This window comes from Neoalteromonas facilis, from assembly GCF_002807665.1.
GTDB classification, from domain to species: Bacteria; Pseudomonadota; Gammaproteobacteria; order Enterobacterales; family Alteromonadaceae; genus Alteromonas_E; species Alteromonas_E facilis.
Window position 1 is genome coordinate 162,521 of the sequence record NZ_PEAY01000003.1, and the last position, 12,774, is coordinate 175,294.

Annotated in this window: 12 protein-coding genes; 6 read left to right on the top strand and 6 right to left on the bottom strand. The window is 42.9% G+C overall.

Annotation, left to right across the window (positions count from 1 at the left end; genetic code table 11):
• Positions 1–118: 118 nt before the first annotated feature.
• Entirely contained in the window at positions 119–520 is a 402-nt protein-coding gene (locus tag CSH93_RS09155) for a 3-phosphoshikimate 1-carboxyvinyltransferase (RefSeq protein ID WP_240615552.1), read from the bottom strand.
• Positions 521–695: 175 nt separating this feature from the next.
• Here CSH93_RS09155 and CSH93_RS09160 point away from each other — a divergent pair, with 175 nt between their 5' ends.
• Genes CSH93_RS09160 through CSH93_RS09170 form a run of 3 tightly spaced genes read left to right on the top strand, consistent with a single transcriptional unit; the run spans position 696 to position 3,228 of the window.
• Complete coding sequence (locus CSH93_RS09160; protein WP_100642951.1) at positions 696–1,250, top strand: heme NO-binding domain-containing protein; 555 nt, start codon at positions 696–698, stop codon at positions 1,248–1,250.
• 17 nt (positions 1,251–1,267) lie between these two features.
• A complete protein-coding gene (locus CSH93_RS09165; RefSeq protein ID WP_100642952.1) occupies positions 1,268–2,845 on the top strand; it encodes a response regulator in 1,578 nt (525 codons plus the stop codon).
• Positions 2,842–3,228, top strand: coding sequence for a response regulator (locus CSH93_RS09170; RefSeq protein WP_100642953.1), 387 nt, complete (start codon positions 2,842–2,844; stop codon positions 3,226–3,228). Before CSH93_RS09165 ends, CSH93_RS09170 begins: the two co-directional genes overlap by 4 nt.
• Before the next feature lie 78 nt (positions 3,229–3,306).
• Here CSH93_RS09170 and CSH93_RS09175 read toward each other — a convergent pair whose 3' ends face one another.
• Both CSH93_RS09175 and CSH93_RS09180 read right to left on the bottom strand, forming a co-directional pair.
• Positions 3,307–4,095 carry a hypothetical protein gene (locus CSH93_RS09175; protein WP_100642954.1) on the bottom strand — a complete coding sequence of 263 codons (789 nt, stop codon included), beginning with the start codon at positions 4,093–4,095 and terminating at the stop codon, positions 3,307–3,309.
• A gap of 135 nt (positions 4,096–4,230) precedes the next feature.
• Positions 4,231–6,558: a TonB-dependent receptor plug domain-containing protein gene (locus CSH93_RS09180; protein ID WP_100642955.1), complete on the bottom strand. Its 2,328-nt coding sequence runs from the start codon at positions 6,556–6,558 to the stop codon at positions 4,231–4,233.
• Between the two features lie 360 nt (positions 6,559–6,918).
• On the opposite strand from CSH93_RS09180, the gene CSH93_RS09185 reads away from it, so the two are divergent.
• From CSH93_RS09185 to cspE, 3 genes are all read left to right on the top strand, one after another.
• Positions 6,919–8,235, top strand: coding sequence for a DEAD/DEAH box helicase (locus CSH93_RS09185; RefSeq protein ID WP_100642956.1), 1,317 nt, complete (start codon positions 6,919–6,921; stop codon positions 8,233–8,235).
• Complete coding sequence (locus CSH93_RS09190) at positions 8,228–8,710, top strand: LabA-like NYN domain-containing protein (RefSeq protein WP_240615553.1); 483 nt, start codon at positions 8,228–8,230, stop codon at positions 8,708–8,710. Before CSH93_RS09185 ends, CSH93_RS09190 begins: the two co-directional genes overlap by 8 nt.
• A 273-nt stretch (positions 8,711–8,983) precedes the next feature.
• Positions 8,984–9,196 (top strand): transcription antiterminator/RNA stability regulator CspE, encoded by a 213-nt coding sequence (cspE, locus tag CSH93_RS09195; protein WP_100642957.1) that lies wholly within the window; start codon positions 8,984–8,986, stop codon positions 9,194–9,196.
• A gap of 375 nt (positions 9,197–9,571) precedes the next feature.
• On the opposite strand, the gene CSH93_RS09200 is transcribed toward cspE, so the two are convergent.
• From CSH93_RS09200 to CSH93_RS09210, 3 genes are all read right to left on the bottom strand, one after another.
• Positions 9,572–11,218, bottom strand: coding sequence for an HAD family acid phosphatase (locus CSH93_RS09200; protein ID WP_100642958.1), 1,647 nt, complete (start codon positions 11,216–11,218; stop codon positions 9,572–9,574).
• Positions 11,219–11,349: 131 nt separating this feature from the next.
• Entirely contained in the window at positions 11,350–11,880 is a 531-nt protein-coding gene (locus CSH93_RS09205) for a helix-turn-helix transcriptional regulator (protein ID WP_100642959.1), read from the bottom strand.
• Positions 11,881–11,888: 8 nt separating this feature from the next.
• Positions 11,889–12,605 carry a cytochrome b/b6 domain-containing protein gene (locus CSH93_RS09210; RefSeq protein WP_164078334.1) on the bottom strand — a complete coding sequence of 239 codons (717 nt, stop codon included), beginning with the start codon at positions 12,603–12,605 and terminating at the stop codon, positions 11,889–11,891.
• Between the last annotated feature and the right edge of the window lie 169 nt (positions 12,606–12,774).

The window sequence follows — 12,774 nt, forward strand, 5'->3', positions numbered from 1 at the left end:
TGTCTCGATTTTGCGTTTTGAAAAACGATTTTTGTAAATTGCGACGTATTATGTGAAATAAGTTATTGTTGAGAGCACAATCGTGTTAATTCAATCTTTGACCAGCATTGTGATCGCTTCAGCTCTTGTTAAACCATTCCCATAAACCAAGCGAGTATTCATCGAAAAGGTTGATGCCAAGAGCAGATTTCAGTAAGTATAAAATTAGTGCAATCAGTAATAGCAATGAAGTAGCGACAAGGCTCATCGCGATTATAAAGAAGATGATGGCAAACCCTTTTTCTTTTTCAGAAAGAGAACGCTTATCTTTGCCCATTAGGAAAACCATGTAAAAACTGAATGGGAAAAGCGGGACTTTAAAGGTAGTGCGTATATCAACACCGTGAAGCTTTGTCCCTCGAACACCGATGGCTGAACGTAACCCGATTAATTGTTCTGTTGAAAAAGTGGATGAAATATTGCTTGGCATGCGCTGCAGTAATTGCTTGACGACGGGGTCGTCCTTGGGATGCTGAGTCACGTAAAACTCCTAAGTTGCGGTTGCAAAGAGAACAGCTGTAGTTGAATTATAATCAATAGCCATCCAATCTGCAGTCTATGAGATGAAAAACCAAAGTGTGATGGTTACCATTTATTCAGTTGTAAGATCCTGTAAACGGCTACACTATGAATAAGGTTGAAATTGAGAACTGTATATGAAAGGTATTGTTTTTGATGAATTTGTCACTATGGTCGAGCAGGAATTTGGTGATGAAATGCTGGATACAATCATTGAAAAATCGATTAATAGCCTGCCTTCAAAAGGCGCTTATACTTCAGTGGGAACCTATGATCATAATGAAATATTGGTGCTAGTGTCGGCGTTAAGTTTGGAATGTGGTGAGGCTGTTCCTGAGTTGGTAAAAGCGTTTGGGAAACACTTATCAAAGGCATTTTTAGAGAAATTCCCTGACTTTTTTAGTCAATGTAACAACGCCATAGATTTCTTCAAAACAATTGATGCGCATATCCATCAAGAAGTGCACAAGCTATATCCGGATGCCGAGTTACCAAGCTTCACTTTTAAGCAGTCCAATGAAAACCACCTAGAACTTATATACGAATCAAGTAGAGATTTCTCGATGCTGGCATTAGGACTGCTAGAAGGGACCGCTGAGCATTATGGTCAAATGATGACAATTGAAATGACTAGGCTTCCGTCATCGGACGCTACGCGAGTGCGCTTCGATATCAATAGTGTTGAGCAGTAAAGCAGTGGTTTAACTATATGCATGAGAAGCAAACAGTCTCATTGAGTAAATTTGAGCGGGAGAGAAAGGCGCGCCGAGAAGCAGAGAATTTGCTCGAAAGTAAGTCGCGTGAATTGTATGAGAAGAACACGGCATTAGAAGCGTTGAGGGATTCATTGGAGGAACAGGTTGCAGAACGAACAAAGGAAATTTTAAAACTAAAAGATGAGGCACTTGATGCATATAAGGTTAAGTCAGTATTCCTGCAAAATATCAGTCATGAATTAAAAACACCACTAAATGCAGTCGTAGGGTTTGCTGAACAATTAAATGAGACGAAATTAGACGCGGGTGAGCGGCAACGAGCCACGGATATCATCCTCAAAAACAGTATGTTTTTGGCGGATTTGTTGGATGAGCTCCTCGAAATAAGCTCAAATGATAAGCCCACTCAGATTAAAATTGCGCCGTTTAACATAAAGCGCCTTCTGGAGGCGATACATTTCAGGTTTTCTACTGCTGCGTCTGTGAAAGGCGTGAAACTGAATTTTGACTGGCCAAACAGTTTCCCTGATTTTATTGAAAGCGATGAAAGGGCTGTAAAGAGAGTTATCACTCAATTAATCGACAATGCGATCAGACACACTGAGGCAGGAACGGTAAAATTAAAAATTACGTTGGATAACGCACTTAAAGAAATAGAGTTTTGTATAAAGAGTAGTGGCGTAGCTGTCTGGGATGAATACGGGGCTAATGTGCGCTCGAATAAACGGTTATCAGAACAAGATGACGCTCGCGGAAGCCTTAGTGTTGGCTTGCCGATTGCGACGCATTTAGCATCATTGCTTGAAGGTAGCATATCTGTTGAAAGTGAGGCTCGAAATGGTTCGCAATGTGTATTTCGTTTTCCTATTAAGCTCAATGACAAAGAAGATGGCGATAGAAGCGCATTAAAAGAGCCCGATACAAATTATTTATCCGGTCATGTTCTCGTTGTGGAAGACAACCCTGTTAATTTAGAAATTACATTGCAGTTACTGTCTCATACTGGTGCGGAAGTTGATGTCGCGTCTAATGGAGAGGTAGGGTTGCAAAAGATCCTCGCAGGCAATTTCGATTTGATCTTAATGGATATTCAAATGCCCATACTTGATGGATTACAAGTTACTCAAATGCTTCGAGGTTTAGGTTACAAAAAGCCTATCGTTGCGGTAACAGCCAACTTCATGAAAAAAGATATTGAAGAGTATGTTCGGAAAGGGTTCGATGATGTAGTGGTGAAGCCGATTGAAAAAAAACTATTTTTCAAAGTGTTACAGAATTATTTGTCTAATAGTAAGCGAAAGCCTTGTGCGGTTAGAGAGGTGTCAGAAGAAAAACAACGGCATCTGGAGGCACTCTTTATAAATTCTTTAGGTAACTATAAAGACGCTATACTACGCTATCTTGAGGATAAGCAATTGAATTCACAGTTACATCAGTTGAAAGGCGTTTGTGGAAATTTCACTTATAGTGATCTTACGAACGTAGTTGACCAAGCCCATGATCTTAACAAAGAGATGCAAGGATTGTTGGCTAAACTTTGTAATGAGATAGATAAGGTATTGGAACAATGACTGCTTTACGTATTTTAATTGTCGATGATATTGCAACGACTAGGGAATTGCTTCGTGGTTTGATCATCAGTGAATTAAGAACCCATGAGCCGGAGATCACGGGAGACATTTTTCAAGCATCAACGATTGAAGAAGCGTTAAAAATATTATCAGGCAAAGATATCCAAATAGTCTTTCTCGATATAGATCTGCCAGATGGCAATGGGCTCGACATAATAGATGAGATACACGTTCAGCATCCTGATGCAGGCATTATCATTGTCAGTGGAGATAGCACTGCAGACAGTGTTAGAAAAGCCATAACTAAAGGTGTAAAAGGTTACGTTGTTAAACCGTTCAATGCGGCTAGAGTGTCTGAGGCAATCAATAATTGCATTGAATAGCAGCGCGTTTAGTCACTCTTATCGCTTACTTCATTTCAGTCCTAGGGATAAATTCAAAGCCGGCTGCATAGGCTTATTCTAATACTCACAAGGTGCATAATTTGCAATTGCGTAGCTAACAACCTGACCCAAAAATCGCTGTGTGTCATCATCAATAGACGTAATATCTGTTGCAGGAAGTAAATCGGCAGGCAAACCCGTAATCGTTTCGAATATCACCAAAGCCGTTAAATAGCTTCCAGTGAGCGTTGCGTGGTTACCATCATCTGCATGCAAAATAAGTTCAGGTCTTAGTTCTAATGCCCTTTCCCACGCGTAGCCAATTGGGGCAACACATGCGCTACTTTGTGTCGCTATTTCTGCATGTATATTGTGGATGTATTCTGTCTCAGCAGCGTTACTAAGCTGCGCCCACTCAGGAAACATGATGGCTATGGCATTTTGGGATTGCGCCTTAGCGATCAGGCTGAGTGCACCTGTAATTGGGTAATCCACGGTAAAGCTTTGTGAGTACTTTTGAGCTTGTAGAATAACGTGAGTCCACTGGCGGGATGCCAATTGAGAAAGGGTTTGTGTTGATGTCGCATGTTCTGCTAAATATTGGTATTTCGCTACGCGTTCTACGTACGCCAACTGTTCAGGTAAATGCTCGTTAATCAGCTCCATTACCATTGTGGGTAATTGATTTGCCGCTGTGTGGCTATTGCCCATAAATAATATTTGAAAGCTTTCAGTCTGGGGAGCCGGGGCGGGTACAGGTGGTTCTGAAAAGTCTGATCCGACTGTAGAAGAGCCACTATCGCCACCACAACCTGTCAGGTTGCTAGCAACTACAAATAGCAAAAACAGCAAGCCTAACCTTACCACTTAGTATGCTCCACGAAGATTTTTTACCACAATATGCTAGATAGCGATAACTCTCAATGCCACCTATCTCGTTGAACTACCTGTTTGTCACTAACCTGTTTTGAGGCTCATGCGGTTAATAGGTCTTTCATATTTCTAGAATTGATAATTAGCCGTTAACCACCATGTGCGCTTTTCAATTGATGGGGTGCCATCTGCACCAAGTAAATCACCAGTGCCATTTATGGGGTAGAGTGCGTCTTCATTCCACACATTTTTGATGGTCGCGCCAACCTCAAGATTTTCTACACTGTTAAAACGCAAAGCCATACCTAAATTGGCAATATGACCGCCGTTGACCGTTGCTCCAGTAGGCGCGTGGTAACGCCAATAGCGAACGTGCTCGTATTGTAAGGAAAAGTCACCTGATGACATTGAGGTATGATAGTTAAGGTGAAAGCGCGAGATGTTTTCAGGGTATGCCGCTACATTGTTACCGTCTAAAACATAGCCACCGATAACGCCCGGATCCGCATTGACAACCCCAACATTGGCATGACTTGCACGTAGCATGAGATTATCCATTTGATAGCTCACTTCCAGCTCTAAACCGCGCTGCGTCAATTTACCGCTTTGATTTTGGTAATACCAATTGCCACCCCATGTACCAATATCGTCAGTCCCAATCTTGTCCCCAAATACGAAGCCAATCCAAGCGTTAGCGTCTGCCGCGAGGATATCTTCAACAGTATTGTAGAAAGCCACTCCATTTATCTGCCAACGTTCTTGGCTGTATTGGTAGGATATTTCGAAACTCTCTATGGTTTCAGGCTCAACGGGGGTGAGTGTTTTGAGATCGTTACCAACAATGCCATCAAAATTGAAATCGGCATTGAGTACTGCCAGTTCATTGGCAATATCAAAGTTACTCTGCGCTAACAAGCCATCCTGCACAAAACCACCACTGTATTGAACGCCTACGGCGCCTCTGAATCCTGTTTGCCAGGTAAAACGAATGAGGTGAACGCCATTGATGTCGTACAAAGCTCCAAGTCTAGGGCTCAGTTGTGAGCCCCAATTGGGATGGTCATCGAAGCGAAACGCACCAAAAAAATCAAGTTGCTTATTAAATTGATATAAGTCCTCAACGAATAAACTCTTAATTTGCACACTATCGGGTTTAACCCAGGTATTGGATTCATTCAAACTGTTGCTGTGAATAAAACCACCTGCGCCGTTACTGGAGAAGCCAAGCAACTGTATCTCTTCGTTGAGAATGTAATTGTTGCCTTCACTGTTTGTGTTGCCGTAGTCATAATTCACATATTCCGCACCGAATGCGACGCGGTGATTTGGCAATGGCTCTTCCCAGTTAACCAGTAGTTTTAGGCCTTGACGAACCTCGCCGGTGCCTCCCATAACCAAGCCTGGCGTAACGAAAGAGTCGGCTACAAAGGTACCGTCTTGTACAAAACTGGAAAATTGACTTTGTGTGGATTCAAAGTTGTACCGATTGGCAGTGCCAATGTTGCCTCCATGCGAGAACAACTGATAGTCGTCTTTCGTATAGTTAGCACTGAATTTTATCTTAATGTTGTCGTTTAGCGTGTAATTGTAGTGGCCGGATATGCCCTGAATAGATTGTTCAACGACTTCTCTGTCACGATAAAAATTGTATAGGTCACGTGTTTGTTCGAAATGAAAAACATCCAGCTCAAACTGTTTATGCTTAACATTGGCAAACAGGCTCTGGTGTTCGTTTCTTCTTATTCGATGATTGCGTTCAAACACCGATAAGCCTTGGTCAACCCTTGTTCTTGCCCAGCCAACATTAGGCATATGCTGTCCGTCATATTCGCCCTTAGACAAAAATGCGTAGGCGCTGGTGTCTTCATTTTTGTAACGAAAATCCGCACTTAACTTTATAAACCCGTTTTCGCCGGCTTTAACCGAAATTGAACTGCCTGACGCTAGTGATTGCTTGGTTACAATGTTAATGACACCTAACAGTGCGCCTTGTCCTAACGTCACTGAGCCGGGTCCGCGAATGACTTCGATGCGCTCAATAAGCTCTAAATCAACGCCATTGAGAATGGTATCAGGCGCGCCCCAGAACCATTCAGTATTAAGGTTTTGGCCATTAAGAAGCAGCATCGTCTTGGAGTTGTTATCGGGTACTACGCCACGAAAGCCTGCGATCGTATCGTCTTGGTCCTCGACTTGAAAGTAGCCAGGCACATACAGCGTAAGTAATTCATTTAACGTTCGAGCGCCCGATAGGCGAATTGTATCGGCCGATATTGTGGTAATTGAGGTGGGTTGCTCACGTAATGTGGTAACGACGTTGGACGCAACCGAAATTTCAATATTTCGTAGCTCCTCCAACGACAACGAAAGAAGCGAATCGATGCGACTTTGTGCATTCGCGTGCGCCGCGCATGTGGCACAGGTAACTAACAAAACCGCTCGTTTACTACAATGCATTACGTCGACTTTTAGACTATTTCTATAAGTAAAGCTGGCAAACTGGCGACTGTCAAAAATCAACTTGGCGATTGGTCATTGTTGGTGACCCAACATGGGGGGTGTGATAACAGGTATTTGCTACACTTAAAATGTTGAACCAGCGAACTGATATGGGTTTGCGAGGGCAGAATAAGATGAGCAGCGAATAATGGCGGTCTATCCAAACTACAAGTCGTTAACACTGCGACAGTCGTTGAATAATTCGCTAAATGAGACTATTTCATGTATTCTGCGCCCCGCTTGAAAGTAAACACACCGTTCTTTTGAGAAGATAACCTCTACACCTTCATACGTATTAATCACTAGACACTGCCTATTATGACTTTTGACGCTCTCGGACTCATGACGCCGCTACTTTCTGCTCTCGCTAAAAAGGGATATTCAGAACCTTCGGCTATTCAACTAAAGGCTATTCCGCCTATTTTGGAAGGGCGAGATGTTATGGCCGCTGCACAAACGGGGACCGGAAAGACGGCAGCGTTTACATTGCCTCTGCTACAGAGGCTAGAACAAAGTGAACGCAGCGTTAGAGCCAATAACGTTAGAGCGTTAATTTTAACCCCAACGCGAGAGTTAGCCGCACAGGTTTCGGCCAGTGTCGAAGCATACGGAGAGCAGCTTAATCTAGTGAGTAATCTGGTGTATGGCGGGGTAAAGATCAACCCGCAAATGATGAAGTTACGCAAAGGCACCGATATTTTGATCGCGACACCTGGCAGGCTTCTCGATTTGTTTCAGCAAAACGCCATCAAATTTGATCAATTAGAAGTATTGGTACTCGACGAAGCTGACCGCATGCTGGATATGGGATTTATTCATGACATCAAGAAAATCCTGGCATTGCTGCCGGCCAAGCGTCAAAACCTTATGTTTTCAGCCACGTTTTCGGATGAAATCAGAACCTTAGCTCGCACGTTGACACATGATCCAATAGAAGTTTCGGTTACGCCTCCTAATACAACCGTTGAGCGCATTGAGCAAAAAGTGCATCCGGTTGATAAAAGTAAAAAGACTCAAGTCTTGATCCATCTGATCAAGCACCATCAGTGGTCTCAAGTATTAGTATTCTGCAGAACCAAGCATGGCGCGAACAGGCTGGTAACCAAGTTAATCAAAAGTGGCGTTAACTCTGCCGCTATTCACGGTAACAAGAGTCAGAACGTGAGGCTGAAAGCGCTGGCCGATTTTAAGAGCGGTAAAGTACAAGTACTTGTTGCAACGGATATCGCAGCGAGAGGGATAGATATCGCGTCATTACCCTATGTAGTGAATTTTGACCTGCCTAATGTGGATGAAGATTATGTGCACCGTATAGGTCGGACGGGGCGTGCAGGGAAGTCTGGATTAGCTATTTCGCTAGTGTCTGCGGACGAAGCTGAACAGCTGGCCAGCATTGAACGATTGATAAAGCTCACTATTCCAAGGCAAGTGGTTCAGGGCTTTGAACCCAATCAGGCAGTTGCTGAGATTAAACTACCGCCTAAGAAAATTAAGCGCCCTAAAAAGCCTAAAGTGAAGTCCGCTCCTCAAGAAACGGATACAGCGAAAAAGGAAAAGCCTCGCCATCACGCTAGAAGGCCCAAGCGTAATACGCGTAAACCTAACGCAAACGCGCCGGTTAGAAAAGGTGATTAGCTCAAAGCCGACAGCGGCAATCTTTGTTGATGTGCAAAACATCTATTACACCTGCAAAGAGCACTACAAGCGCTCATTTAATTACCGCGCGCTTATGGAGCGCTTGGATGCGGATTATGACGTGTCAATTGCTAATGCCTATGCCATTGACAGCAATAATGAAGGTCAGCGTAAATTTCAAACCGCGCTGCGTAGCATGGGGTTTAATGTCAAGTTAAAGCCCTACATTACGCGCGGGGATGGCTCAGCGAAAGGCGATTGGGATGTTGGGATCACCATCGACATTATGGACGCTATGGCGCAGGTTGAACATGTGATTTTAATGAGTGGTGATGGTGATTTTGATTGTCTAATGCGCAGAGTGAATCAGTGTGAGGTTGAGACACATGTGATCAGTGTAGAGGCGTTGACTGCTCTATCGTTGATAAACAGTTGTGATCATCACATCCCAATTGTGCAAACAATGCTTCAATAGCAAACAAAATGATTAGCTTTTAATAAGATTAGCTTGCTCGAAAAGCAATTTAAATAAAACAGTATCTAATTTTTATTATAAGCGTATACTACACAGGCTTTAGAGAGTTAAAGCTTTATCTACATAATGCACCTTGCGTCTCCTTTTTCCTCTTTTACTCCTTAGAAGTTGAATTTGTATTTTCAGTTGCCTTATTGGCTACTGCCTTTCTTGTGCTATCTAATGCTTTGATGGTGTTTATCACCAAAATTTAAATTTTAAGAGAGTTAATATATGTCTAATTCAGTAAATGGTATTGTTAAGTGGTTCAATGAAGATAAAGGCTTTGGCTTTTTAACACCTTCAAACGGCGGTAAAGATGTGTTTGTTCACTTCCGCTCAATCGTTTCAGAGGGATACAAATCGTTAAGAGAAGGCCAGCAAGTAGAGTTTGTTATTGAACAAGGTCAAAAAGGCCCTGAAGCTTCTAAAGTAGTTGCACTTTAAAAACTACTTATTTGCTAAGGCTAGATTTTTCTAGCCTTCATTCCCATCATCCCCACAATCCGTCATTTTTTGTCAGGCATTTTAGTTGCCCACTTTTTCCACCTAATAGAAGAACATCATGTTTAATATGAATAATAATGTGCATTTAGAAGCACATCCACCAATCACCTCAATATCGGTGAACAGGTTTTGCGTTGTTTTTAAAGATGCGCAAAAAATCAAAAGTGCTAACTTTAAGAACTCCTCAGAAACGAGGCAGTTCATTAATTGGCTGGTAGGGATATAAGCCGTTAAATATATTCACTATCTGAAACCTCTAAATTCCAATCTTATCGAAAATTATGAACGGCTTATTTATCTCCTCATTGTTGAGTCCTACCAAGAACCATACATCGGGTTAGGCAATAATATTAGCGTGTCGCCGGAGGATTGAATGAGCGCATTAACATCCGCATCATGTTGTGTGGTCTGCGCGAAATCTTCGATATTGTCACCCACTTGCATAATAATGCTCTGAGAGGAGACTATACGCTTGCGTTCGCTACCAGGCTGGTAGCAACTGGCTGAGCCATTTTGAACCTGCTGTCGACGCAAATCTTTATCATTGATTATTGTGGTGTCATTGATTGCTGATACATCTTCTTTGGTACGACCCATTAAACATGTGTTGTTAGTGCCAATCGGTAGACCTAATGCTTGCATGTTTGACCATGTATGTTGATCAAGCGCGCGATTACGGTTGGTCACGAGAGACAACGTACCTCCCAGCTCAATCACCGTTGACATAAAATCAGCAACACCCGGAACAAGCCCTGCATTTTCTTCAGCTACCCACGCATTCCAGCTTGCGCTGGTATAGTGAGACCCTGTGGTATCCAAACGAACCTGATATTGACTGTTATCCAGAACGGTTTCGTCAATGTCCATCACTACAGTCCATGCATCGCTGGGTAAAGTCATAGACCTTAAGGTTTTAGAAGCTTGGGTGTATATTGAGGTGGTCAGGTAACGGTATTCTTTGCTGGTGGTTTGCCATTTGACAGAGTTAGTAATAGGCAATGCTTTAGCTGATAAATTCAGTGATACAGCACAGTGGTCACTGAGCATGTTTTCAACTTGCATATCATCAAATGTATGCACGCTAATCGTTTTATCCAGCGTCTGCATAGCTTGTCCACCAATCAATATGTGATCTATTAGCGCAGGATAATAGGGGTGACAGCCTAATGTATCCTTGGTGGTATTAACCAGAGTTGACGCTGTACCATTTGAATTGGTGATTAAATCACGGTTAAGTTGGTTATACGGCGCTGATAAGCGGTGATTGAAATCACCCATCAGCACGTAAGGTTGTTTGCTCACTTCTTGTTTTTCTACCCATGCATCCAGTATCGGGGCTTGTTGCTTGAATATGCTACAGGCTTCGGAGTCAGCACGAGCGTAGTTGTCTACGAAGCATCCGCTTTTCATATGCACGTTTAACACATTGACGGGACCCAGTGGGGTGTCAATTTGAAGTTCTAAACCATGTCGCAGGCCTCTAAGACCAAGGCCAAATTCATCCAATGTTGAAACGTTTACAACATCAATACCTTTACGTACTGCAATCGCGACTTTTTGCTGCGTTGATGTAAACCCGCTACGCCTGCATGTGTAGGGCTCACTGTCCGGGCGAGCAGAAACGAATAGTTGCCATTCACTGGTAGGAAATAACTGAGCAACAGCTTCAACCGATGCTACCTCTTGAAGACCTACAACATCAGCGTCTAATGAGCTCGCATACGCTTGTAATTTTGCCAGCTCTTCTGAGGTGCGGGGCTTGCAGCCTTGCGAAATTGGGTAGGCAAGGTGTTCTACATTCCAAGTGGTAAAAGATAATTCACCTTGTATAGTTGTTTCGGCTACTGGACTATGTAGCTCATTATTGATGCTTTTATTGCCAGAGACCGCAACTGAGCAACCACTGCTCGCAATCGCTAAACCAGTAACTATACACAGTTGATGTAAAACTTTTGAATGCATGTTGGTTCCATGTGTAGAGGTATAAAGAGTGACCTTCTTTCCTTAAATGCGAAGGACACTTAGATTAATTAAACATGTTATATTGTAACAATCAGGTTGGGCAAGCGGAACTCATAATTTATTCATGTGTTTTAAGCAGCACGTGAATCGGCTTCAGCTGTCGCGGGTAATAAGTCTTCTAAAAAGAATGCTGATAGTTCGGCGCGACTGCTAAGCCCGGCTTTCGCATACACAGCCATCGATTGCACCCGAGCCGTTTTTTCTGTGGTGTTTCGAACGGCGGCTATTTCTTTCAGACTTAAGCCTTTTAATAGTAAAAATGCCACTTCTCGCTCCGCTGGAGTCAAGTTCCAGCTTGTAAGTTGCTGATCAATCAACTTTGAAAGACCTTCAAGACAGACCTTTGACTGCGATCGCCATTGCTCGGCTTCTTTTCTTAAGGTAGCCGAAATGCGGCGTTGTTGATTCAAAGCTTGTCTGACTTGAAGCAGATCTTTGATGATATAAAAAATACCACCGAGTGCGAGCAGCCCAGCAATGCCCTCGATTAGTATATGCCAAGCGGCAACGCCTTCTCTAAAGTCAATTATGAGGTCTGCCACGATAATCGCTGTGATGAGGATCAACGTTGTCAGTAAAATTAATCTGTCGCGATTATTCATTAGTGCTCTTAATCCTCATGTTCATACTCATAATGCTCACTCGTTTCGTATTCGGTCATATGGAATGATTGCCCTAAAATATCGAGTGTTCGGGTTGTCGCATCAAAATTGCTCACTAAGTAAAAAAGCATAAATAGACTAAGCGATAACAATATAGCGCCAGACTTCTTCCGACTCGCTACGGGAGTTACGGGTTCATCCAGTTTTTCTTTCATGCCATGCAGCATACTTTTTCCAAGGCTATCTTTATGCTTTTTCGTGTGGATCACGATGCCTGCTATATGCAGCAGCACAATAACTATGAACGCGTTTGCTAACAGCTCATGAATATCCTCGATTTCCTCACCACCAATACCGGATATCATACAAAAACCCGTTGTCGCTAGAGACAGGGTAAGCAAAAACATTGCGATCGCCGCCCAACTCGAAGCTGGATTATGCCCAGTCCATACCTTAGCACCGTCTGACGTTATATTTTTGATATAGGACAATAATGCGTTGGGCTGTAGAGAAAAATCGCTAAAGCGAGCGTGACGCGTCCCGATCAATCCCCACAGGATTCGCCAAAGTACCAGAGCACTTATGAAAATACCGGCAAGCATATGATAGGAAAATGCAGTATCGTCATCATCTATAGTATTAGCGATGGTAAATGCAGTGATAAAACCGGTTGCAAATAACCAGTGGAAGACTCTTGTGGGCACATCATATACACGCGTTTTCATCATCATGCCTTATGTGGAAATCAATATATTACGTGTCTAACACTAGGCTCGAAATGAATAGAAAGCTATTGTCCATATGACCTATGATTATCCTTATGTCCTATGGAACCAGCCGAAATAAAAAGAGCCACACGGGCGTGGCTCTTTTTTAACGTGTAACGCCAGCCAC